We start from the raw sequence: 23,581 nt of genomic DNA on the forward strand, positions 1-23,581 counted from the left end.
AGAGGAAGAAGTCATGGCGTATGAACAGCCGGTTCTGGAAACCCGGAACCTGTCCATTCACTTTGGTGGCCACAAGGCGGTGAATGATGTCAGCTGCCAGTTTCATCGTGGGACGCTGACCACCATCGTCGGCCCCAACGGGGCAGGCAAGACCACCTGGTTCAATCTGCTTTCGGGGCAGCTTAGGGCAAGTCACGGCAAGGTACTGCTGCATGGCGAAGACCTCACCAGTATGAGCGCTTCCGCGCGGGCCGATAAGGGGCTGGGACGGGCGTTTCAGCTGACGAACCTGTTTCCGGGGCTGAGCGCTCTGGAAAACGTCAGGTTGGCGGTGGCCTCTCAACATCATACCGGGCATGTGTTCTGGCAGGTCTCGGCTCGTCGCCGGGATATTGCAGACCGGGCGTATGAACTGTTGCAAACCGTCTCTCTGGCGCACCGGGCCGATAATCTTGTCGCCAACCTGCCTCATGGCGATCAGCGAAAACTGGAAGTTGCCTTGCTGCTGGCTCTGGAGCCGGAGGTGTTCATGTTTGATGAGCCAACAGCCGGGATGAGTGTTGATGAGGTGCCGGTGATTCTGGAGCTCATTGCTGAGATTAAGGCTCGGAAGGACAAGGTGGTTCTGCTGGTGGAACACAAGATGGATGTGGTGCGGTCGTTGTCTGACCGGATTGTGGTGTTGCACAACGGTGAGCTGGTGGCCGATGGAGAACCGGCCGAGGTGATTGCCTCGCCGGTGGTGCAGGAGGCATATCTGGGAGCGACGCAGGGAGAGGCCTCATGACGATGGATGCAAACCTCAAGCCGGCACTCCGCCTGACGGGCGTGCACGCAAATATCGATCAGTACCACATTCTGGAAGGTGTCGACCTGGTTGTACCCAAAGGCGAGCTGACCGTCCTGTTGGGGCGTAATGGCGCCGGCAAGAGCACGACGCTGCGCACTATTATGGGCCTGACCACGGTCAAGGCTGGCCAGATCCGGTTTGGCGAGCAGGACATTACTGGCTGGGCAACGCCCAGAATCGCCCGGTGTGGTATTGCATTTGTGCCGGAGCATATGGGGGTGTTCGGGCAACTGACCGTTCGTGAAAATCTCGTGCTGGCGGCGGTCAGTGGCGTTATGGATGAAGGCCGTCTGGCCTGGTTGCTGGATCTGTTCCCACCCTTGAAAAAGTTCTGGGACCGGCCAGCCGGGAATCTCTCCGGCGGGCAAAAGCAGATGCTGGCGATTGGGCGCGCGGTTATCGAGCCGCGGGAACTTCTGCTAATCGACGAGCCGACCAAAGGGCTGGCGCCGGCCATTATCAATGACCTTGCCGATGCGCTTGAACAACTGAAGGCGGAAAAAGTAACGATCCTGCTGGTGGAGCAGAATTTCGCTTTCTCCCGGCGCCTGGGTCAGTCCGTTGCCGTGATGAACGATGGCCGAGTGGTACATACCGGCTCGATGGCTGATCTGGCGAACGATGAAGCCCTCCAGCATCGGTTGCTGGGGCTCGGGCTCGGTGAGCATCAATAGCATAAGGAGAACAAACGTATGTCGACAGTCGAACATACAGCGGTACGTGGCGGTGCGCTGGCGGGCGCGGTGCCTGCGATGCGTCGCTTCCGGGATCAGAGCCCACACTGGTTCCTGCTACTGGGGATGATGCTTGCCGCTCTGGTGATGATGGATTTCACCACGTGGCTGGTGCTAACGCTCAGTGGTGCGGCGATGGGGGCGATGCTGTTTTTGATGGCCTCGGGGATGACCCTGACATTTGGCCTGATGAACGTGCTCAACCTGGCCCATGGCGCTTTTATCTCGTTGGGGGCCTACGCCGGAGCAACGGTCCTGCTGTTCTGGATGAACGATCAGGCCAGTGCGTCCTCCGTCTGGCTGAACCTGGCCAGTGTGATACCGGCTCTGCTGTTTGCGGTGCTGGTGGCCAGCCTTATCGGCTGGGTCTTTGAAAAGCTGGTGATCAAGCCGGTGTATGGCGATCACCTGAAGCAGATTCTGGTCACCGTGGGTGGTTCAATCATTCTGATGCAACTGATTGAAGTGGTCTGGGGCTCGAATGAGATTCCTGTGCCGCGTCCGGAAGCCTTCAGTGGTGCGGTTGTTGTGGCGGGTATTGCGCTTGAGAAATACCGCCTGTTGTCGGTGGTTCTTGGGCTTCTGGTGTATGCATTGATGACCTGGATTATCGAACGGACTCGGGTAGGAATTCTGATCCGGGCTGGCGTTGAAGATCGGGAAATGGTGGAGGTCCAGGGCTACCGGGTGCATCTGCTGTTTCTGGGCGTATTCATCGCCGGCTCGGCGCTGGCGGGCCTTGGTGGGGCCATGTGGGCGATGTATGAAGAACTGATCACGGCGCATATGGGGGACGAGCTGATGATCTCGGTGGTGGTGGTCATCATTCTCGGTGGTCTGGGTTCCATCAAAGGCTGTTTCTTTGGCGCGATTCTGGTGGGGCTGATCAACCTCTATGTGGGCTTTCTTGAGCCCCGGCTTGCGGCCGTTGCCACCGTGGGATTGATGGTCGCGGTACTGATGTGGCGGCCACAGGGGCTGATTCCGGTGATTCGGGTATAGGAGTTGGACATGCTAGCGAACTTGTTGTCGGGGGATTATCCCCGTAGCCGGATACTGATGGTGATACTGGCCATTATTATGGGCATTCTGGCTTTCGGGCCGTTTCTGTTCCCGGGTGTTCGGGCGTTTTCGATGATGGGGATGATCTGTGTGTTCATCATCCTGGTCGCATCCTACGACCTGATGCTTGGGTACACCCACATCGTCTCCTTTGCTCATACCATGTTCTTCGGTATCGGAGCCTATGGGGTGGCAATGGCTACCGCTAGTTGGGGCAAAGGCTTTGATGCCGTCCTGTTGGGGGCCGCTGGAGCCATGGTGGTCACCGTTGTGCTGGCATTGCTGCTGGGCCTGCTGTCGCTGCGGGTCAAGGCCATCTTTTTTGCGCTGGTGACGCTGGCTGTTGCCTTTGCCTTCCTGAGCCTGGTTACCCAGCTCTATCCGATTACCGGAGGCGAGGATGGCATGCGAGTTCATGTGCCACGAGAGTTGGGTCCTGCGTTCCGTCCGCTGGATGACACCCTGGCGGGTTTCAGTCTGCCGGACGCCTTCGCCGCATTGTTGGGGAATACCTCGTGGCAGGAGGTCTTTTTTGAGGTGCGGATCACCGGCCGGACCCTGATGTATTACGTGGCTTTCGGGGCGTCGGTGCTGGTATTCCTGTTTTTGCTAAGGGTGGTGAACTCACCGTTCGGTAAAGTGCTCCAGGCCATTCGGGAAAATGAGTTCAGGGCTCAGGCGCTCGGATACAACACCGTGCTGTATCGAACAGCCGTGGTGGTCCTGTCAGCGCTTCTGGCCTGCCTGGCGGGGGTACTGTTTGCCCTGATAAACCGCTACGTGAATCCCGAAAATACTCTGGCGTTTGAACTGATGGTTTTCATCCTGTTGATGTGTGTCATGGGCGGGATGGGCACCCTGTACGGCTCCGTGATCGGCGTCACCCTTTTCCTGTTGGCGCAAAACTATCTGCAGGATCTTTTGAAACTGCTGGTCGAGCAGTTACCACCAGACAGTGCCCTTGCTCACCTTGTGGGCCCAGAGCGGTGGTTGCTGTGGTTTGGCCTGCTGTTTGTACTGAGCGTGTATTTCTTCCCATCAGGCGTTGTGGGGCAGTTGCGGTTGTGGGCTGCCCGTTCCCCCCGGACATCCAACACGCCGGAGGCTGTCGACACTGACGAGCCACGGACCCAATACCGTTGACCCAGGGGTGACCTGACGGTCACCCAGCTCCCCATCCAGAAGCTTGGCGTTTCAGGCTACCCGCGAGGTTGGCCGGGGTTCGTTTGGCTTTTTGGAATAGCAACAACAAAAAACGAAAGAGAGGTAGCGAATATGAAAATGACAACATCAAGACCCGCGTTCCGTTTGAAGCTCCTGCCGACCCGGATGGCTCTGGTACTTGGCCTGATCGCTCCAGCGGCACAGGCACTGGACCTTGATTACGATCTGGGCGCGGACTACCGGGCAACGGCCTTTTATGTTCAGTCCGATGCGCTGGACGCTGGCGGAGAGTATGACAGCGACAACGACAATGGTCTGGCTCACCTTTTGAGGTTGAAAGGAACGGTTGAAGACCAGGAAAGTGGCGTCTCGCTCCATGCCAGCGTTGAGCTGGCGGGGGATCGCTGGAGCGGTGATGTTCGCGGCTATGAAACCACCGATGAACGCAGCTACAACCGCGGTAGCCGAAGCGACAACGTTCGTCTTGATCAGGCCTATGTTCAGGTTCCAGTGGGGGATGCCATTGCCCGAATCGGCCGTATGTCGGCGAGTTTCAATAACTGTTTCCTGGTCTGCGATGACCGACGGGACAGAGTGTTGGTGATGTTGCCAACAGAGCGTGTCACTTTGATCAGTGTCTACGACCGGCGGGCGGATACCAGCAGTTTCTTCAACCAGGATAATGGCGATCTGCTGGCCTTTGGTGGCGCAGGTAAGGTGGCTGGCTGGACGGCAGAGCTGATCTACATTCACTGGTTCAACAACTTCAGCGGAGACTTCAGCGATCCCGTAACGGCAGGCGCGCCAGCCCCGTTCGTGCTGCAGGATCTGGATCTTTTCTCCGGACGCCTTGCGGGGAGCCTTGGGGATATCGCTAACATGACTCTGGGGGCCACCTGGACAGCCAACGGTAAAGCCGACCTGGCCGATGACGGCCGGTTCTTTGTTGGCCAGTCCTGGTCTGGCTATTTCCGTATTGGCCAGGAGTTCGGGGCTCTCTCGTTGGACGCGCAGTACGTGGCTACCCGGGATGGGGGGCTGATTTCCCCGGGCTTTGACACTTATGCGGGTACGATCAACAGCAACCCCGATGCAACAAACAGCCCGAACAGTCTGTACCGGATGGGTGGGGCCTATGGTCTGAGAGATCTGGATGAGGACCTGATCATCGGACGCATCGGCTACCAGTTGACGCCGGAGATTGATCTCGCGTTTGCGGTGGGCCAACTGACCATCAGCTCCGCCAACGATGATGATGAGAGCATGGTGTATGACCTGAATGTCGGCTATCAGGCGACAGACCGGGTTCGCGTCTGGAGCCGCATCGGCATGCTGGAGGCCAATCATCAGGGTTCATTGGCCAGCAACTCCCTGGTCGGCAGCCTGCCGACCAACAGCTTCGCGGATGATGACCTTCTGACCGCGAGCCTTAATCTGAGTGTTGAATTCTAAACTCCACACGCGTGCATGACGCGTCCTGCCTTGGGCACCTTCTCTTGGGTTGGTGCCCTTTTTTTATCGGCAGTGACCATGGGGGGAAGGGGCTGGCTTTGTAGCGAGCCAGTAGAACATGGCCTTTCGAACCTCCGGAAAAAACGCCCCGCCAATGGTCCAGTGGCAGCACCCGGGAATCTCGATCAACTCAGGTTGATTCCGATAGTGTTGGGCGATGCGGCGCTGAACCTTGATGGGCGTGATTCGATCCTCGGTTCCTCCGATGATCAGGGTGGGGCAGGTCAGTTTTTCGGGCTCAATACGGGAGAAGACCCGGCGAGTAAGAGAGCCCAGTGTCATCTGCACCGTGACAAAACCAGACTCGTAGCCGCTGGTTGCCTCGATCTCTTCCTGTATTGAGGGTGGTTGAGCATTCGCGATGCCGTAGCGGATATTGGCTTTCGATAATGCGGTCAGCCGCTTCCACAGGGGAAAGTGAAAGAGGTTGCGGCCGAGGGTCTTCAAAACCGACCAACGGATGCTGTTGATGCCGGCGGGGGCCGCCGATGACAGCAGAATCAGGCGCTCGCACGGAACCCGAGCCGCGACGAGCTGAGCGATCAGCCCGCCCATGGAATGCCCCACCAGAATCGGCGGGGCATCAAGTTGTTGTACTTGTTCTAGCACACAGGCGACGTAATCCTGCAGCCGGGTCGCCGCCAGAGCGTTCCGGCTTGTGGCGGTGTGCCTGGCTCGGGGGCAATGATAGGGGAGGGTAACGGCTTGTGCCGTATACCCGGATTCCTCGAACGCACTTGTGACCTCGTGCAAGGTGTTGGCATCGCTCCACATGCCGTGAATCAGCAACACCGGAGGCTTGGTATCCGCCTTCATGTCAGCTCCTTTTTCGGTGGCTTTCAGGCTGAGGCGGCGAGATAGCTGGCCTGGCCCGAGCTTTCAGACTGTCCGGTTTCGAAGCGCAGGATGCCATCGTCCACGGGATCTTCAATCAGCATCTTTTTGTCTTTACCGTAATGCATCGTTACCTTCCAGGGGCCCCCAAGGCCCTGGCGGGGCATGCGGTCCCGGGCGCGCATAATGTAGCCCGGCGCGAAGCCATCCAGCATGCCGGTCCCGGATGCATTCCCGGCGGCATCCACCGGGCGAACCACCCGGGCGCCTACCCGGCCCATTTGCTCGAACAGACGGCAGATGTAGCGACCGCCAATGTCGCACTTCAGGGTCCAGGGCGCGTTGGTGTATCCGAAAATCCAGCCGTAGTTCGGGATGTCCTCAAGCATGATGCCTTTGTAAGTCATCTTCCGGGGCAGGTCGACGCGTTGGCCATCCAGCGACAGTTCCAGGCCCCCCATGAGCTGAACATCCAGCCCTGTGGCGGTGACGATGAGGTCTGCTTCCAGAGTTTTACCAGACGTCAGCACAATGCCGTTTTTGGATAAATGATCGATCTGGTCTGTGACGATATCGGCCTTGCCGGAGCGCAGGCTCTTAAAGAAATCTCCGTTTGGCGCAGCGCACAACCGTTGTTCCCAGGGATTGTACTTCGGGGAGAAATGTTTCATGTCGACACCGGGGCCGAGTTGCCGGCGCATGTGCCACATCATCACCTTGCGCATCCGGTTGGGCCAGCGCTCACACGCCAGGTATAGCCCGCGCTGGAACAGGATGTTTCGTTTTCGTGCGATCTTGAAGACCAGCTTCTTTGGCAGAACCTTGTTGAGCAGGACGGACATCTTGTCGGTGTCCGGTACGGCCATCACATAGCTGGGCGAGCGCTGAAGCATGGTGACGTTGGCGGCTTTCTCCGCCATGGCGGGAACGACGGTAATGGCGGTGGCCCCGCTTCCGATGACGACCACCCGTTTGCCGCTGTAATCCAGATGTTCTGGCCAGAACTGTGGATGCAGGATATCCCCCTGAAACTCTTCTTCCCCTTTGAAGGACGGTCGATACCCCTGGTCGAAGTTATAGTAGCCCGCGCAGTTGAGCATGAAGTCGCAGGTGAAGTAGCGGGTTTCCCCGGTTTTTTCGTGGCGGGCGGTCAGGGTCCAGCGGTTTGCTTCGCTTGACCAGTCAGCGCCGGTGATCTGTAGCTCGTAGTGAATCTTGTCGTGCAGGTGGAACTCTTTTGCGGTTTCTTCCACGTATTTACGAATGTCCCCACCTTTGGCCAATACCTGGTCGGAGTACCAGGGTTTGAAGTTGTAACCAAAGCTGGCCATGTCCGAATCGGATCGGATCCCCGGATAGCGGAACAGATCCCAGGTGCCCCCGACGTTTTCACGGCGCTCGATGATGGCGAGGCTTCGGTCCGGGTATTCCCGGGCGATGTGGCATGCGCTGCCAATGCCGGACAGGCCGGCGCCGATGATAATCAGATTAAAGTGCGGCGTTGTCATTTTATACTCCTTGTTATTTATCAATGTCGCGACTTGTGAGGCCTACTATGGCAAAGCGGCGGCTTGACAATATTGACCAAAACGGACATTTTTTTGTCGGATCGCGACAAATAACAAACATAATGGTGTAATCCGATGCCAAGTCTGATCAGGGCGACCAACCTCTGGGGCTATGAAGAACAGGTCCGCCGAAAAGGTGGGGACCCTCTGCCATTGCTGGCGCGCCACCACATTCCTTCGGCGGAAAAGCGTGACGACGCGGCCTTTATTGTTTTCAAACAGTTAACAGCCTTGCTGGAAGAGACGGCGTCAGTGTTGGGAGAGCCGTCGTTCGGAATGCGGCTGGCGGAGTATCAGGGAATGGATATTCTGGGGCCGATATCCGTGGTCGCACGGAGCTCGGATACCGTGGGCGGTGCCATCAACAGTATTGCCCGGTACCTGCATCTGCATTGCCCGGCTTTGACCCTGAGTTCGTCCCTGATGAAACATGAAGGGGTGCCGGTGATCCGTCTTCAGCTTGAGATTGGGGAGGAGGGGATGGAATACCGGGCTCAGGCCTACGAACTCAGCCTCGCCAATGCGATGCAGGTCATGAAGCTGCTGTGCGGAGAGGCATTTCGCCCCCTGTCGGCGCATTTCAGGCACTTGCCCGTGGCGGCTGAGTCGGACTATCGAGAGATTTACGGTACGCAGCTGCACTTTGAACAGGATTGGAGCGGGTTCTGTCTCCCTGTCTCGATCGTCGGGATACCTTTGTCGAGTGCTGACCATCAAACCTGGGAACTCGCCCAGCGTTATCTGGATTCTCAACAGGCCCCGAATGCCCGGTACTTGGCTGAAGAGGTTGTGCGGTTAGTGACGAAACTACTGCCGACAGGTCAGTGCAACAGCAAGACGATTGCCGCTCAGTTGTCCATGCATCAGCGCACCCTGCAAAGACGGCTGGCGGATGAGGGGTATAGCTTTGAAACGCTTCTGAACGACGAGCGGCGCCGGTTGGCCCGTGACTACTTGATGGAATCGAACCTGGAGCTGAGCCAGATTACCGGTCTGCTTGGTTATGCAGAGCAGGCGACGTTTACGAGGGCCTGCAAAGCCTGGTTTGGGGTGACGCCGAGAGAGTACCGGAAGCGCCTGATTTCCTGAGTCTGGCTGTCATCCTGTCGGCAGCGCTGGCCCGTTGACCAGCGCTGCCTGGTTTTCTGACAGGCTTCAGACTTTACCCGTGAGCTTCATGAAGTCCCGGAGGATGCTTCCCACCCGGCCGGAATAGTCGGGATCTCGTTTGGAAATCTCGTCGATCACTTCCAGAGATTTCGAGCGAATCATCGCCACGGAGTCCTCGTTCATCTGAACGATTTCTCCCTTATGTTCGGTCTGGAAGTCCTGCATGCGTTGCAGGTCCCTCACCATGAACATACCGGCGGCCTCCAGGTGGGTAGCCAGAACGGCGTCTTCAATCACCTTCTTGAAGTCCATTCCCAGCTTCTCCCACGCCTTCAGGGAGACAAAGACCTCGCTATTCTGGTGAGAGGCCAGGTTGGGCTGAATGATGTATTTGGTCACTTCCTGCAGGTTCATACCCCATCCTGCCGATACGCCCCCCCAGTGTGCGCCATCAACCACGCCAGTTTGCAGGGCCTGATACAGTTCTCCGCCACTGATGGACACAGGCGCTGCCCCCATCTTTTCGAAGACCTGTGCTGAGGTGCCGTTGGAGCGGACCTTGAACCCTTCAAAATCTTTTGGGGTTTCAAGGCGTTTGTTGCTGTAGAGAGCGGTTCCGCCATTCGATACCGGCCCTACCTGGTAGACGCCGCGTGTGGCGTAGGCCTCTCGAATAACCTTCAGGGCTCCCATGTCGTGCAGGAAAAACTGCATTTCCTCAATCGAATCCCAGGTTCCGAAGTTCCCGGTCAGATGGCCGGCAACGGGAATGTCGCCTACCCAGTAGGCGGGATAAATGAGAGCGCCGTCCAGTGTGCCGCGGCGGACCCCCCGGAGAACGTCTCCCGTCGAGATGATGGAATTGGGTTGGTGGGTTTCAATCTCAAGCTCGCCATTTGTGGCTTCCTGGATGCGGCGAGCGAGCCCGTTGAAAATCGGGTCGTAATACCAGTTTCCGGTTGGCCAGTGTGTCTGGAACTTCCATTTGATTTTCTTTTTGGGCGATGCAATCACGGCCGGGGCTGAAAGCCCTGCGGCGGCAACGGTTACGGCGGCAGCCGATCCCTTGGTGAGAAAGGCGCGGCGATTTATTGTCTTTGTATTTTTCATATCACTCTCTTTCGCTGTGTAGACAGGGGTCAGGATTTAGTGAGTAGCCTTACGCCGTCCGTCAGGATGGACGGAAACGCAAGGAGGAAAACACCGAACAGAATCATCAGGACGACATAGGGAAATACACTTCTGTAGAGGTCCAGAATGGAGGTTTGAGGGCTCAGGGTCTTGAGGTAGAAGATGTTGTAGCCGAACGGTGGCGATATGTAGCCAACGCAGAGATTGAGCTGGAAGATCACCGCGAACCAGATGGGATCGAACCCCAGTTGTGTGACCACGGGCATGAAGATGGGCATCACCAGCAGAATGATGCCAATGGGGTCCAGAAACATGCCAAGAATGAACCCGGCCACTTGCATGATGAGAATAAGCAGCCAGGGGGAAATGTCGAGAGACAGCAGGAATGACTGAATAAAGTCGATGCCGTTGGCGGCGGAATACACCGACACAAACGCACTGGCGCCAAAGATGATCCACAGGACCATGCCGCTCATGGTGGCAGTTGAGTAGCCGACGTCTTTTAGAAAGGCCCAGTTAAGCTCGCCCCTTATGGCAATCGCGATCAGCACGGCGGCCGCGCCAACAGCCGCCGCTTCGGTTGGCGTTGCGATGCCCAGGAAGATGGAGAGCAGCACAACGGAAATAATGCCGACAGGGAGAATCACCGCCCGAAGAGAGTGGATCTTTTCGGTCAGTGGAACGCTTTCGGTGGCCGCCGGGGCCTTTTCGGGTTGCAGGTTCGCTTTGATGACGACGTACGCGAGGATCACCGCCAGCATGCCCAGCCCGGCGATCAGGCCTCCCATAAAGAGCTTGCCGATCGACAGACCGGTACTCATACCAATAACGATCAAGGTGATGGACGGCGGAATCAGAATGCCGAGGGTGCCCGCCGCGCCGATGGTACCGAGCACGAATTTCTTATCGTAGCCATGCTTGTCCATGGCCGGCATGCCCACCATGCCGGTGGTCAGGGTCGAGGCGGCACAACTGCCGGTCATGGCCGACAGAAGCGAAGCAAATCCCGTGGTGCCGACCAGAAGGCCGCCGTTCACCTTGCCCGACCATAAATGGAAGGCGAGATAGAGGTCTGACGCAATCTTCGATTTGCCCAGTGAGATCCCCATCATCACGAACAGCGGGATGGCCGCCAGTGAAATGGACCACATGCTGGCAAAGGTGGCAGATAGAATGGGAAACAGGCCGTTCAGGCCATTCATGATCACCACGAAGATGACCGCAACCGACCCCAGTGCGAACGCCAGTGATACGCCCGCCAGGATGAAAACGAGCAGCAGTCCGAACATCCCCGCGGTTAGTAGTTCAGGTGACATGGCTTACCCTTCAGTTTTTTGTTTTGGTTTTATGAACTCAAGGCTTGAGGCGATGACGCCGCTCAGCCCCTGCAGGAGAATCAGGGCGCTCCCGACAAAGAGCGCAAGATGGACAGGCCACATGGGGTGGCGCAGGGCACTGTCGTCTACCTCATTGAAATCCCAGGCGTCCATGAAATAGAACCAGGCCTCGTAGGTGAGCGCCAGGGTCCAGATCACCAGAGCCACGTAGTTGAGGGTGTCGGCAAAGGCATTCCAGCGGGGGGACCGGGTGTTCAACAGAATGTCGACCCGAACGTGCCCGCCTTTGATCAGGGTATAGGCACCGATCAGGATGAAGTAACCCGCAAAAATGCGCTGGGTGTAGCCCGGGGCCCACACCGACGGAGCGTTGAAGGCATACCTCGCGATCACCTCATAAATGACGATGGCCATGCCAATGAACACGGCAAAGCTGCAGAGCTTCCCGATAGCCAGATTGAACGATTCAATGATTCTGAGAGGATTCATGGCGTTCTCTGTTGTTGTGTTGAGATCACGACCGCACCACGATCAGTGGGCGCTAGGCCCACTGATACCGGGTAAAGTTCTCCCGAAGGGTCTTTTTGCTCACTTTGCCTGTGGCGGTATGGGGCAGGGCGTTAACAAACTCGCAGGCATTGGGGACCCACCACTTGGGTACCTTGCCGTCCAGGTAGTGCAGTAGTTCTGCCGGCTCCAGGGCGGGATAATGCTCATCGGGGACCACCACCAGCAGTGGGCGCTCACTCCAGTGCTGGTGGGCAACGCCAATCACCACGGCTTCGCGGACCCCGGGGTGAGACATAATGACGTTTTCGATTTCGATTGAACTGATCCACTCACCGCCGGACTTGATCACGTCCTTAACCCGGTCGGTAATGCGCATGTAGCCGGAAGGGTCGATCGTGGCAACGTCACCGGTATTGAACCAGTCGTGATCCTGAGGTTTGCCATAGTAGGCGCTGCAAGCCCAGGGGCCACGGATTTCAAGAACCCCCGTTGTCTCTCCGTCGTGGGGCAGGCTGTTGCCATCTTCGTCCACAATGCGCATCTGGACGCCAAACAAGGGGCGGCCGGATTTCAGGCGCTGATCGGCTCGGACATCATCCTCAAGCTGATCGTGGCCCGGCAGATAGCGGTTGTAGCTGCCGATGGGGCTGAGTTCCGTCATGCCCCAGCCGTTCTCCAGCCGGACACCGTGTTGGTCCATATCGTGGTAGAGCTGGAGGGCGCCTGCTGCGCCCCCGATAACCCCTCGGGACAAACTCGGAATGCGGGTGCCCGATGCGTTCAGGTACTGATTGATGCCATTCCAGAGCGTTGGCACGCCGAGCGAAAACGTTACCTGTTCCCGATTGATGAGGTCGGTCATGGCCGAGGCATCGGCCACGTGGGGGCCGGGGAGCACGAGGGCCGCGCCGGCCATGGGCGCGCTGTAGGGCATACACCAGGCATTGACATGGAACATGGGGACCAGGGGCATGACAACATCTTCAGACGTCAGCCCGATGTGGCTGGCCATGTTCTGGGACATGCACTGTAAGACGATGCTTCGATGGCTGCCGAGAACACCCTTGGGATCGCCGGTGGTCCCGGAGGTGTAGCACAAGTTGCTGGCCCGGTTTTCGTCCAGATCGGGCCAGTCGTAGGTGCTTTGTTCACGGCTGAGCAAACTCTCATAAGCCAGCAGGTTCGGAAGCGAGCTTTTGGGCAGTTCGCTGGCCGGGCAAAGAGCAATCCAGTGCCTGACGGTTGGCAAATGCGGCTGAAGCGATTCCATCATGGGAATGAATTCAGGGTCGATGAACAGAGCTTCATCCTCGGCATCGTTGATGATGAAACGTATCTGTTCCGGGAAGAGTTTTGGGTTGACCGTGTGGCAGATGCGGCCAGTGCAGGGAATGGCGTAGTGCAATTCGAAATGCCGGTGGTCGTTCCAGGCCAGGGTGCCAACTCTGGCTTCTGCGCTCAGAGCCAGTCGGTCCAGGGCGTGAGCCAGCCGGGCGACCCGTTCGAACGCCTCCAGGTAGGTCAGTCTGGAAAAACCGCCATCGGCCCGGCGGGAAACGAGTTTGGTGTCTGCGGCAACCGTTGCAGCATGGGACATTATGCTTTTGATGTTCAGAGGAACATCCATCATCAAGCCTTTCAAGGCAGGCCTCCGGGTATTGTTTCTTGTTGTATCGGCTGGTGCAGGCGTCTGCACCGGGCGTTCAATGTGTCGGTACTTACGACGTCAGCAGAATGTGTGCCAATTCTGGCGCTGCACGGTTGTTACAGCGCCAGGCTTGGTGGGAGGGGGTGTTGTCGTGGTTGGGAAAGGCAGGGCGGCGTTTCAAAACTGAAACTGCTGTTTCAGTTTTTGGTCAGGTGTTTCAGCTTTGAGTTTGCCCCTGAGCGCGGCGTAGCCGGCGCCAAAGGGTTGAGCGGCTGATCCCCAGGGCCTTGGCGGTCTTGTTCATATCGCCGTTGTTGGCATCCAGGGTCTCACGGATGAGTGAAATTTCGGCGGCTTTGCCGAAAGAGTGCAGATTCTCTGCTGGCACCTCGGATGCGGGCTGTTGACGTGCCTCTGAAGCGAAAAGCTCAGGAAACAAGGTGGACAGGGGCTGAGGGTTGTCTGGGAAGCGGCTGAACAGGAAAGCCCGTTCGATAATGTTTTCCAGTTCACGAATGTTGCCGTTCCAGGGGTGGTTCAGCAACTTTGGCATCAGCGTTTGCAGCACCTCGTTCATACCCTGTTCGTGGCGGGTATCGCCCTGGGCGAGATTGCTGGCGATCAGATGGCTGAGCAAAGCAATGTCGGAACTTCTCTGGCGCAATGAGGGTACCGGGATGTTCAGTACGTTGAGCCGATAGAACAGATCTTCCCGGAACTGATTACTGGCAATCTGTTGTTGCAGGTTGCGGTGAGTGGCGGCGATAACGCGGATGTTGATCGGAGTGGGCTCTGAAGCCCCCAGTCTCAGAATCTGCCGCTCCTGCAAGACGCGCAGAAGGCGGGTTTGAAGGTGGATGGGCATGTCTCCGATTTCATCGAGGAAGATGGTGCCATTGTGGGCTGCTTCGAAAAGCCCGGGTTTGCCGCCTTTGCGACTGCCGGTAAAGGCGCCATCGTCGTAGCCAAACAGCTCACTCTCCAGCAGCGTTTCTGGAAAAGCCGCGCAGTTGATCGCGACAAACGGCATTTGCTGTCGTTCACTGGCGTTGTGAATGCTCTGTGCGAACAGCTCTTTTCCGGTGCCGCTTTCCCCGGTAATCAGCACAGTTGAATCGGAATGCGCATACAGTTTTGCCAGCTGAACGGCGTTCTGGAACGCGGTGTCTTTGCCCGCCAGTTGGTCGAAGTCGTACTTGGCGATGAAATGCCTGGGGCGGCTCTGGGCGCGCAACCGGCGCTCGGTGCGTTGGATTTCCCGGATTTCCTGGCAGGTGAGAATGGCCCCGTCTATCTGGCCGTTCTCCATAATGGGCAGAACCGAAATCGCCAGGCGTTGGCTGCCAACCGTGCTCAAATGGCTTTCGATGGCGGTTCCCGACGTTAACACTCCATTGAGATCAATGTCGGGAAAATGTGTTTTGGCCTGATCGCCGATGGCAATGGACCGGAGTGGGTGCAGCAGTGTGTTCATACTGTCGTTCACTGAGAACACCTTGCCGGATGCGTCCAGAGCGACCACGCCTTCGTTCATATGCTTGAGCACCGCGTGAATACGGCGGTGGTTGTGGGCTTCCTCGGCCCGGCTGTGGCAAATGGCGAGCGCGTCGTCGAGCGTCAGGCGGACGGCATTGGCGTTGATGGCAAACACGCCTTCTGCCCCGGCGGCTTCGGCAAGATCAACCACGGTGGGCGAGCCAATGATGACGCGAATGCCCTGATCCACAAAGTCCCGGACTTTGTCGCGGGCGTCGTGCAGCGATGTGTAGACGGCCTGTGAAATCTCGACGGTAAACAGCCCTGACATTTCCTCAAGCTCTTTCAGTGTTCTCTGATGCGTGAGAATGCCAGCCTTGGTGCCCCGTTCTTTAGCCACATTCAGTGCCCGGATCAGGTCGTACTCCCCCATTCTGAACGACAGAATAGTCGTGGTGATGTGCTTGCGCAGAAACTCGGCGGAGGCGTCTGAGCAAATCAGAATGTCTGCGCCCTGTGTCTGTTCCAGGGCCTTGGCGGTGGACAGCAGCTTTTCGACCGAGGTCTCGACAATCTGAATATCCGCCTGCCGCTCATACCGGGGCAGGATTTCGTTCAGTGTTCGGGTCAGCTTGCTGGGTTGTCCATCGAATGTCAGGTGGCTGATCAGCACCGTGATGCGGGGTTTGAGTGGTTCGGGAGCCATGTTGGGTTCTTATTTGATGGAAAGGTGTGTGCTCATCCTAACCGCAATCCATTCAGTTCAGAAGTGAAATGAAATGTTTCATTGTTGAGAGATGGGGTGAGGCGATGCTCTTGAGATGGAATATGCTTTTCTTCAAGTGATTGATATTTTGATGGTTATTTTTTTGAAATTTGTTGGCCCGCCGTTTGCTTTTGGTGCTGAGGAATCACGCTTTGTGAAATTACAGCAGCAAAAGAGAGCGTTTCATGAATGTTGCACTGAGAGAATCAGGTTCGCAGTCCCCTCTCAACGGTGACTGCTGGGGGTGGCAGAAGAAGCTGGAGAGCTATCTGACCTGCGTTATGCCGGGCAGTAACGTCGCGATTGTTGGTATGCAGCGGCTGTCTGGAGGTGCCATCCAGGAAAACTGGCTGCTGGACGTGCACGTCGTTGGAGGCGAAAGGGCTGGAAAGCATCGGTGGGTGCTGCGGACCGACGCCGAGTCTGCCGTTGACGTCAGTATGTCCCGTGCCGATGAATACGCCGTTCTGACAACCGTTCACGAAGCCGGGGTTGAAGTGCCCGCCCCGTTCTGGCTTTGCACAGACCTGGGCGTGATCGGCCGGGAGTTTTTCGTGATGCAGGCGGTGGGCGGAACTGCCGCAGGCCACCGGCTCGTCAAGGATGACGCCCTGGTACCTGACCGTCCTGCCCTTTGTCGCGATCTGGGTCGAAACCTTGCTCTACTGCACGCGATCAAGCCTCCCTGTCAGACCCTCGACTTTCTGCCAGCCCCCGCGGCAGACCCGGCACAGGCATTGATCACGCAGTACCTGGGTTTTCTGGATGCGCTGCCCTGGAGTTTCCCTGCCATTGAGTGGGGGCTGCGTTGGCTTCAGCACAACAAACCGGCACCTGCAGAGACGTGCCTCATACACCGGGACTTTCGCACCGGAAACTACATGGTCGATCAAGGCAGGGTATCCGGAATTCTCGACTGGGAGTTCACCGCCTGGGGAGACTGGCGTGAAGACCTTGGCTGGCTGACGGCCCGGTGCTGGCGCTTCGGGAAAAACGAGAATGTGGCGGGGGGCGTTGGCGCCCTGCGCGATGTGATGGCCGGGTATGCCGACGTCTGCCCACGAACCATTTCTGATGAAGAGCTTAGGTACTGGCAGGTCATGGCGCACGTTCGCTGGGCCATCATTGCGGTGCAGCAAACGGAGCGCCACCTGTCCGGGCAGCAGCATTCCCTGGAGCTTGCGCTTACCGGGCGGCTGGTGCCAGAACTGGAAAACAACATTCTGCAACTGATGGGAGAGCGGGCATGAACCATCCAGATGCATCGGAGTTGCTGGCGGCGGCTCGTGAAACGTTGATGAAGGAAGTGTTTCCGGCGGTACCGGACAGTCTGCACTACGAGATCCGAATGATAGCCAGCGCGATGGGGATTGCTGCTCGGGAGGCAGAGCAGCGTGAGGCGGCCATTCAGGAAGAGATGTCGCTTTGCTCAAGGTTGTTGCCGAAGACGGTCGTTGTGGGAACAACGTCGCAAGACGAGGCGCGCCGGGCACTGGCGCGGGCTATCCGGGCCGGGCAGTTTGATCAGGAGGCACAGGGTTCGGCCTTGTATGAGGCGTTGCAACAAATGGTTCAGAGCGCACTGAGGGTCAGCAACCCAAGGCTGGCCAACACAAACGCGGGGGAGGCCTGATGTCTGCTTCATCGTATCCTCCGGGCGGGCCGGTGCGCCGGCGTCTCTACCTCGTTCGCCACGGCCACGTGAACTATTTCGACGAAGCCGGGCGCCCTCTGGACCCCAGGTCTGTGCCGCTGTCGGCTTCCGGGGAAGCTCAGGTGGCTGCGCTTGCGGACCTGCTCCAGGGCGAAACCTTCGACAGAGCTGTCAGCTCCGATTACCCCAGAGCGAGGCAGACGCTCGACATGATCGTGTCGGGGGCGTCTGTGCGCAGGGGTATAGAGACCGCCCCGGCGCTCCGGGAGATCCGGGCGGGGCGGCTCAGTGAACTTCCCCGGGAAGCCTACGAGGCCGAAGTGTCCGGTGCGTATCACTGGGCTCAGAATCCGGGCGTGGGATTTCTGAGAGGGGAGCGCTGGGAGGACTTCAGCGCCCGCATTCTTGTTTGGTTCCGGGCGCTGCTTGCCGACCCGGACTGGCAGACCGCTGTGATTGCCAGCCACGATGCGGTCAACCGGGTTGTGATGTCCTGGCTGATGGGCGGCGACCTCTCATCACTGCCCAATCTGGAGCAAGACCCGGCCTGCGTGAACATTGTCGACATCGACCACGTGCCGGGCCGCCTTCCGGTGACGGCTTATCTCCGACTGGTTAACTACACCCCCTATAACCCGATGAAGACGGGAGCACGGCAGACCGTGATGGAACGCATCACCGAGTCCATGTTGAAGATGTGATGGGCTGACGGTCCGCAGAAAAAACGTCATTTACCACCTTTGATCAGGAAGATGCTATGAACATTGAAGTCAGTGATGAGATTCAGAAAATGCAGGCCCAGGTGCGCGCCTTCATCCGTGATGAAATCGTGCCGATGGAGTCTGACCCAAGGCAGACCGGGCATGGCCCAACAGAAGAACTGCGCGATGTGCTGGTGGAAAAGGCGCGTCAGCGAGGCTTGCTGACGCCTCATGCGTCTCTCGAAATGGGTGGGGCGGGGTTATCGCATGTAGCCAAGGCGGTGATTTTTGAGGAAGCGGGGTACTCGCACCTTGGGCCAACGGCCATGAACATCCACGCTCCGGATGAAGGCAACATCCACCTGATGGATGTGGTTGCCTCTGACGAGCAGAAAGAGCGTTGGCTCCGCCCCCTGGTGGAGGGAAAAATCCGCTCCTGTTTTGCCATGACCGAGCCTTCCCCGGGGGCTGGCTCGGACCCCTCCATGCTGCAGACCACTGCGGTCCGGGACGGAGACGACTATGTGATCAACGGCGAAAAATGGTTCATTACCGGAGCCGAAGGGGCCAGCCTTGCCATCATCATGGCCCGGACGGAAGACGGCCACGCCACCATGTTCCTCACCGATACCGACCGCCCCGGATTCATCGTGGAGCGGTTGATGGATGTGATGGATTCCTGCTTCACCGGAGGGCATGGTGTTGTCCGGTTTGAAGACCTGAGAGTGCCAGCAAAAGATATCCTGGGTGAGCCCGGTAAAGGGTTCCGGTATGCCCAGGTTCGGCTTGCGCCCGCCCGGCTGACCCATTGCATGCGCTGGCTTGGCGCGGCGCAGCGCGCCCATGACGAAGCCTGCCAGTACGCCCGAACACGGGAATCTTTCGGAAAGCGCCTGGGCGAGCACCAGGGAGTCGGGTTCATGCTGGCCGACAACGAGATGGACATCCTGACAACCCGGCTGGCGATCATGCATTGTGCTCAGGTTTTGGACCGTGGCGAGCGAGCCAACCAGGAATCCAGTATGGCCAAGGTCATCAGTTCTGAAGCCATCTGGCGTGTGATCGACCGAAGTGTCCAGATCCTTGGCGGCCAGGGCGTGTCGGGAGAGAACGTTGTGGAACGCATCTTCAAAGATGCCCGCGGTTTCCGGATATACGATGGCCCGAACGAGGTTCACCGGATGAGCCTGGCCCGGAAAATCCTTGCCCGTGAAACCGACGAACTTAAGAGGTAAAACATGGCAGATAACACCGACCTTTTCAGTCTGGCCGGTAAACGTGTGCTGGTCACCGGGGCCTCCAGCGGCCTTGGCCGCCATTTCGCCAGAACCCTGGCCAGGGCGGGCGCCCAGGTGATTGTCGGGGCTCGCCGGGTTGACCGCCTGGAGGATCTGGTGGCCGACCTCAATCGGGATGGCAGCAACGCGGTGGCCATGGCACTGGACGTTACCTCCAGAGCTTCAGTGATTGCTTGCCTGGACGACATTTGTCGCCGGTTTGGCGGGCTTGATGTAGTGGTGAACAACGCCGGGGTAAGCGATACCAAAGGCGTGCTGGAGTACACCGATGAAGACTGGGATGCGATTGTGCAGACCAACCTCACAGGGGCCTGGATGGTGGCGCAGGAGAGCGCCCGCCGCATGGCCGAGCGCGGTGGTGGCAGCATCGTGAACGTCACCTCCATTCTGGCGACCCGCCTGGCCGGAGCGGTCGGGCCCTACTGCGCGGCCAAAGCCGGCCTGGCACACCTAACCCGCTCCATGGCGCTGGAACTGGCCCGGCACCGGGTACGGGTGAATTCGCTGGCCCCGGGGTATGTGATGACCGAGATTAATCAGGCGTTTCTCCAAAGCGACGCCGGCGAACGGCTGAAACGCCGGATACCGGCTCGTGAGTTCTGTCAGTTGGACGACCTGGACGGCGCACTGCTGCTCCTGGCCTCTGACGCAGGGCGGGCGATGACGGGCTCGGAGATTGTGGTCGACAACGGGCATGCCTGTTCGGGGTTGTGATGGAGGCGTTGTGGTAAAAGTCGGTTGTTTTTATGGCCCGCATTGCGGGCCTTTTTTTGGGGGTTTATATAGAAATTAACGGCAGGTTGGCTTGGTCAGAGGTGAGGTGTCCCTCAGTCTGCGACCTGTTTTCACATGAGATACGCTGTGATGAAGAGGTCAAATGAGGAGCATTTGAACGCAAGGGGCCATTGTCCCGGAACAACGCCGGACTAAGGAGTTCGACGCCCACTGCCATCGCCTGTTGCAGCTCAGGAAAGCCTTAAAATACTGTTCGGGATTAGTTGACCACTACAGAACCACTTCACTCACAACTGAACGTCAGCGTGAAGGTACCCCTCCTCTTTAACCTTGTGGCCAAACCGCAAACGCCAGTCATAAAGCAGGAAGGGTAACTCTCGTATCGAACTTGGCTCGTTTACGAGAAATCAGCGTGCGGAATTTGCGCATGTTGGAATCCGCATACAGTACCCGATCACAAAAAAGATCATAACATTCCATATCGGGTACAATTACGATCAACACAAAATCGACCTCTCCGGTGACTTGATAGCACTGCTTCACTTCCTGAGCGGCTAGTGCCCGCTTAAGGAATCGCTGGTATAGTGCCTTATTATCACGCTCCATAATGACCTCCACCACTATATGCAAGGTGGCCCCGAGCTTTTCAGGAGCCAGTAAAATTACATCCCGCTCAATTATCCCGCTCTCCCTTAGTCGCCGGACCCGTTTCAGGGATGCAGAGGGCGACAACCCGACTCTGTTCGCCAACTCTTGATTGGAGATGCCGCCCTCATTTTGTAAACAGTCCAGTATTCGGAGGTCGAGTCGATCAAGGTGCATAAAATTCTCCAATTTAATAAATGAACCAATGAAATTTATTGTGAGCCTTCTTTTAGACGAAATATTGCGTACCAGTCATCGTAAAATATCGTTACCTGCACCTCAAACGAACGATATTCATGTTGACCTGGTTTATGACACGGACAAAAACCTCGATTTTTGAGATTTTCAGGGAATCGGCGCGAGTTTATTTCACGCTATTAAAGATCCTGGTACCGGCACTGATCATTGTGAAGTCGCTGGAGCTCTTAGGATTTACGCTCTGGCTGGGCTCTGTGCTGGCACCACTGATGGGATGGCTGGGTCTGCCCGAGGCAGTCAGCATTGTATGGGCCGCGACGCTGCTGACCAACATCTACACTGGCATGGTGCTGTTTTTTGAAGTGGCTCGATCCGAGACCCTGACGGTCGCCCAGGTCAGCGTACTAGGCACGCTAATGATCGTTGCCCACGCTTTACCCGTGGAAGGCGCAGTCGCCCAAAAAGTAGGCGTGCCCTGGTGGCTGACTCTGTGCCTGCGCATCGGCGGGTCGCTCGTGCTTACGTGGGTTCTTCATCAGCTTTATCGGGCCGGTGGATGGCTGCAGTACCCTAACGAACTGGCGTGGCAACCGGAATACACCGACGAGAGCTTGGCGGGGTGGGCGCTAGTGCAAATCCAGACGCTAACGATGATCTTTTTCGTCATCCTGGCGCTGATGACATTACTCAAGCTGTTCCGCCTGTTGGGCATCGAACGGCTGCTGCACCTACTGCTTTATCCGTTTCTGCGGCTACTGGGCGTTAGCCAGGCGGCCGCCAATACTATTGTTATCGGCGCTATGCTGGGGCTCAGTTTTGGCGCGGGGCTTCTAATCCAGGAATCCAGAACCGGGAAGCTTAGCCCCCGAGATGCTCTGCTTGCAGTGAGCTTTCTCGGCCTGTGTCACAGCCTGATTGAGGATACCTTGCTTATTCTGCTGCTGGGGGCCGACCTGTCTGCCGTTCTTTGGGCACGGCTCCTGTTTGCGTTTCTGGTCATCGGGTTGTTGTCCCGGCTTCCTGCACGCTTTCTAAAACATGGTCTCCAACCTGCGAATAATCGTTAACCTAGGATGTTAGATGCCAAAGAGTGCATGTGACGATTCAGGTCAACCCCGACAGGATCGCCGTCGAACTCATAGAGATCGCCCCGGAGGTCCATCTAATCGTCTTTGGCAGGCGCGTTCGAAAGGGCGGGCTAGAGGTATGCTACTGTCCTTATGGGGCCTGCAGAGATCTCATGGCAAAAGGCTGACCCGGATCCCAGGGAGGCACTTAAGGCGGTAACGTCATGGCACGCGACGCAGTGCTCGCCAACCTCGATGTGATTGAAGCCGAGGGCCTAGTGGACAACGCCCGCGAGACCAGCCGCTTTCTGAGGTAAAAACTGGAGGCGCTCTCCGGCCAAGCCCCGTTTTTCATGATGTTCGTGGAATTGGCTTAATTCAGACAGTCAACATTGTTGATCACGAGGGGCAGCCCAGCCTCTCGCGAGCTGAAGAGCTTATAAAGGCCTGCGAGTAGGTCGGTCTGCTGTTACTGTGCTGCGGCATGCTCGGCAACATCGTTCGATGGCTTCCCACTCATTTAAGCAGCGAGCATCTTGGTTACGAGATAAACAAGCTCGGGATAATGTGGCTGACTTCAAATCTCGATCTCTACGCCACAAACATACTCGGGGAACAAAAGCCCGTAAAACTTATAGATGGACCTGTCATAGCCGGATCTTATCAAAACCCCTCTTTTGATGAGGTTGCAGGGCTATTCTCTTACGGACTGGATTACGGTGCCGTGCAAGACGCCATATATTTGGGCTCTCCTTATCGAGATCCAAACCTCCCTCCGATTGACTCCTATGGGGTTCTACCCCGTTTCAGTCGCAATGTTGACTAAAGTTTTCCTCCCCCGGTATGTCGCCAGTGCTCCGTCGCCAATCGCTGAACCCCTCACTCCTTAGTTATGCCGGTTAAGTTCGACTCGTTCTCGTTAGTCCGGAGGCCACTCTTCAGTGCCAACGGCCAGCTAAACTATGAGCTCAAGAACACTTTTTCGTTTAATCGTCCCTGTATCGTTTCAGGCGGCGAACTTGTGGCTCAGTTCAGTGGTCTGTCGGTCAAGGGGCTAGTAGGGCTGCGTGGCCAATTCAGGGGCTATAGACTCTCAGGACTTGAGTAGGTGTGCCGCCGTCCATACTCAGGCCAGATGAGCCTTTCTTTTTGCCAGTCCTACCTGTTGGTTTTTTCGTGTCCATAGTGGCGTCTAGTCTAAAAGGAGCTAGCAGTAGAGGCGTATCTCGGGCCGGGTTGGTTGGGCAGTCTGCAATACTGGCTTGGGGCGAATGCTCTTTGGAGATTCGTTGTTTCTTGATGTGTTTTGACTGGCTGGCGTCCGGATAGAAGTTTCGCTTTGTATCGTGTGGTTACAAGAGTGGTTATTTTTCGAGGAGAGAGAATGAAAAAGGGCTTGCAGTTGCCTGCAAGCCCTTGATAAATATGGCGCGCCCGAGAGGATTCGAACCTCTGACCTCTGCCTCCGGAGGGCAGCGCTCTATCCAGCTGAGCTACGGGCGCATTCGAAACTGCGTTTGCACGTCAATTTCGAGTGCGCAATCTTACGTGTGCGGATGGCGTCTGTCTAGCCCTGAAGGG

20 protein-coding genes and 1 tRNA gene are annotated in these 23,581 nt (G+C 57.3%); 12 read left to right on the top strand and 9 right to left on the bottom strand.

The genetic code is table 11. The annotated features are described in order from the left end of the window. Positions 1-13 precede the first annotated feature (13 nt). The 5 genes from K325_RS0111070 (at position 14) to K325_RS0111090 (ending at position 5,262) form a co-directional block, all read left to right on the top strand. On the top strand, positions 14-787 hold the full coding sequence (locus K325_RS0111070) for an ABC transporter ATP-binding protein (RefSeq protein ID WP_029654335.1): 774 nt from the start codon (positions 14-16) through the stop codon (positions 785-787). Then, positions 784-1,524 (top strand): ABC transporter ATP-binding protein, encoded by a 741-nt coding sequence (locus K325_RS0111075; protein WP_211218150.1) that lies wholly within the window; start codon positions 784-786, stop codon positions 1,522-1,524. Before K325_RS0111070 ends, K325_RS0111075 begins: the two co-directional genes overlap by 4 nt. A gap of 18 nt (positions 1,525-1,542) precedes the next feature. Then, positions 1,543-2,586 (top strand): branched-chain amino acid ABC transporter permease, encoded by a 1,044-nt coding sequence (locus K325_RS0111080; protein ID WP_084694216.1) that lies wholly within the window; start codon positions 1,543-1,545, stop codon positions 2,584-2,586. Between the two features lie 9 nt (positions 2,587-2,595). Then, positions 2,596-3,789: a branched-chain amino acid ABC transporter permease gene (locus tag K325_RS0111085; RefSeq protein ID WP_051146626.1), complete on the top strand. Its 1,194-nt coding sequence runs from the start codon at positions 2,596-2,598 to the stop codon at positions 3,787-3,789. 132 nt (positions 3,790-3,921) lie between these two features. Beyond that, a complete protein-coding gene (locus K325_RS0111090; RefSeq protein ID WP_029654339.1) occupies positions 3,922-5,262 on the top strand; it encodes a porin family protein in 1,341 nt (446 codons plus the stop codon). A gap of 63 nt (positions 5,263-5,325) precedes the next feature. Here the strand turns inward: K325_RS0111090 and K325_RS0111095 are convergent, their stop codons facing one another. Both K325_RS0111095 and K325_RS0111100 read right to left on the bottom strand, forming a co-directional pair. Next, positions 5,326-6,138: an alpha/beta hydrolase gene (locus K325_RS0111095; protein ID WP_051146627.1), complete on the bottom strand. Its 813-nt coding sequence runs from the start codon at positions 6,136-6,138 to the stop codon at positions 5,326-5,328. Positions 6,139-6,161: 23 nt separating this feature from the next. Next, entirely contained in the window at positions 6,162-7,664 is a 1,503-nt protein-coding gene (locus K325_RS0111100; protein WP_029654341.1) for a flavin-containing monooxygenase, read from the bottom strand. Between the two features lie 135 nt (positions 7,665-7,799). On the opposite strand from K325_RS0111100, the gene K325_RS0111105 reads away from it, so the two are divergent. Continuing rightward, entirely contained in the window at positions 7,800-8,813 is a 1,014-nt protein-coding gene (locus K325_RS0111105) for an AraC family transcriptional regulator (protein WP_029654342.1), read from the top strand. A gap of 66 nt (positions 8,814-8,879) precedes the next feature. Here the strand turns inward: K325_RS0111105 and dctP are convergent, their stop codons facing one another. The 5 genes from dctP to K325_RS0111130 all read right to left on the bottom strand — a co-directional run bounded on the left by dctP (position 8,880) and on the right by K325_RS0111130 (position 15,642). Beyond that, positions 8,880-9,944: a TRAP transporter substrate-binding protein DctP gene (gene dctP, locus K325_RS18260; protein WP_029654343.1), complete on the bottom strand. Its 1,065-nt coding sequence runs from the start codon at positions 9,942-9,944 to the stop codon at positions 8,880-8,882. Between the two features lie 29 nt (positions 9,945-9,973). After that, positions 9,974-11,281 carry a TRAP transporter large permease gene (locus K325_RS0111115; protein ID WP_029654344.1) on the bottom strand — a complete coding sequence of 436 codons (1,308 nt, stop codon included), beginning with the start codon at positions 11,279-11,281 and terminating at the stop codon, positions 9,974-9,976. A gap of 3 nt (positions 11,282-11,284) precedes the next feature. Further along, positions 11,285-11,791, bottom strand: coding sequence for a TRAP transporter small permease subunit (locus K325_RS0111120; RefSeq protein ID WP_029654345.1), 507 nt, complete (start codon positions 11,789-11,791; stop codon positions 11,285-11,287). 52 nt (positions 11,792-11,843) lie between these two features. Continuing rightward, complete coding sequence (locus K325_RS0111125; protein ID WP_029654346.1) at positions 11,844-13,454, bottom strand: long-chain fatty acid--CoA ligase; 1,611 nt, start codon at positions 13,452-13,454, stop codon at positions 11,844-11,846. Positions 13,455-13,677: 223 nt separating this feature from the next. Further along, on the bottom strand, positions 13,678-15,642 hold the full coding sequence (locus K325_RS0111130) for a sigma 54-interacting transcriptional regulator (protein WP_029654347.1): 1,965 nt from the start codon (positions 15,640-15,642) through the stop codon (positions 13,678-13,680). Positions 15,643-15,887: 245 nt separating this feature from the next. Here K325_RS0111130 and K325_RS0111135 point away from each other — a divergent pair, with 245 nt between their 5' ends. Genes K325_RS0111135 through K325_RS0111155 form a run of 5 tightly spaced genes read left to right on the top strand, consistent with a single transcriptional unit; the run spans position 15,888 to position 20,069 of the window. Further along, positions 15,888-16,952, top strand: a complete 1,065-nt coding sequence (locus K325_RS0111135; RefSeq protein ID WP_029654348.1) for a phosphotransferase family protein — start codon at positions 15,888-15,890, stop codon at positions 16,950-16,952. Beyond that, on the top strand, positions 16,949-17,335 hold the full coding sequence (locus tag K325_RS0111140) for a DUF6285 domain-containing protein (RefSeq protein WP_029654349.1): 387 nt from the start codon (positions 16,949-16,951) through the stop codon (positions 17,333-17,335). Before K325_RS0111135 ends, K325_RS0111140 begins: the two co-directional genes overlap by 4 nt. After that, the gene (locus K325_RS0111145; protein ID WP_029654350.1) at positions 17,335-18,057 is read left to right on the top strand and encodes a histidine phosphatase family protein; all 723 of its coding nucleotides are present in this window, start codon (positions 17,335-17,337) and stop codon (positions 18,055-18,057) included. The genes K325_RS0111140 and K325_RS0111145 overlap by 1 nt, the downstream gene beginning before the upstream one ends. A gap of 56 nt (positions 18,058-18,113) precedes the next feature. Next, the gene (locus K325_RS0111150) at positions 18,114-19,292 is read left to right on the top strand and encodes an acyl-CoA dehydrogenase family protein (RefSeq protein WP_029654351.1); all 1,179 of its coding nucleotides are present in this window, start codon (positions 18,114-18,116) and stop codon (positions 19,290-19,292) included. A 3-nt stretch (positions 19,293-19,295) separates the two neighbouring features. Then, entirely contained in the window at positions 19,296-20,069 is a 774-nt protein-coding gene (locus K325_RS0111155) for an SDR family NAD(P)-dependent oxidoreductase (RefSeq protein WP_029654352.1), read from the top strand. 375 nt (positions 20,070-20,444) lie between these two features. Here the strand turns inward: K325_RS0111155 and K325_RS0111160 are convergent, their stop codons facing one another. After that, complete coding sequence (locus tag K325_RS0111160) at positions 20,445-20,912, bottom strand: Lrp/AsnC family transcriptional regulator (protein ID WP_029654353.1); 468 nt, start codon at positions 20,910-20,912, stop codon at positions 20,445-20,447. A 134-nt stretch (positions 20,913-21,046) separates the two neighbouring features. On the opposite strand from K325_RS0111160, the gene K325_RS0111165 reads away from it, so the two are divergent. Further along, positions 21,047-22,000 (top strand): membrane protein, encoded by a 954-nt coding sequence (locus K325_RS0111165; protein ID WP_036193476.1) that lies wholly within the window; start codon positions 21,047-21,049, stop codon positions 21,998-22,000. Between the two features lie 1,426 nt (positions 22,001-23,426). Here the strand turns inward: K325_RS0111165 and K325_RS0111185 are convergent. Continuing rightward, positions 23,427-23,503: transfer RNA gene (locus K325_RS0111185), tRNA-Arg, on the bottom strand. Positions 23,504-23,581 lie beyond the last annotated feature (78 nt).

It is taken from the genome of Marinobacter daepoensis DSM 16072, from assembly GCF_000421165.1.
In the GTDB taxonomy this organism is placed as follows: domain Bacteria; phylum Pseudomonadota; class Gammaproteobacteria; order Pseudomonadales; family Oleiphilaceae; genus Marinobacter; species Marinobacter daepoensis.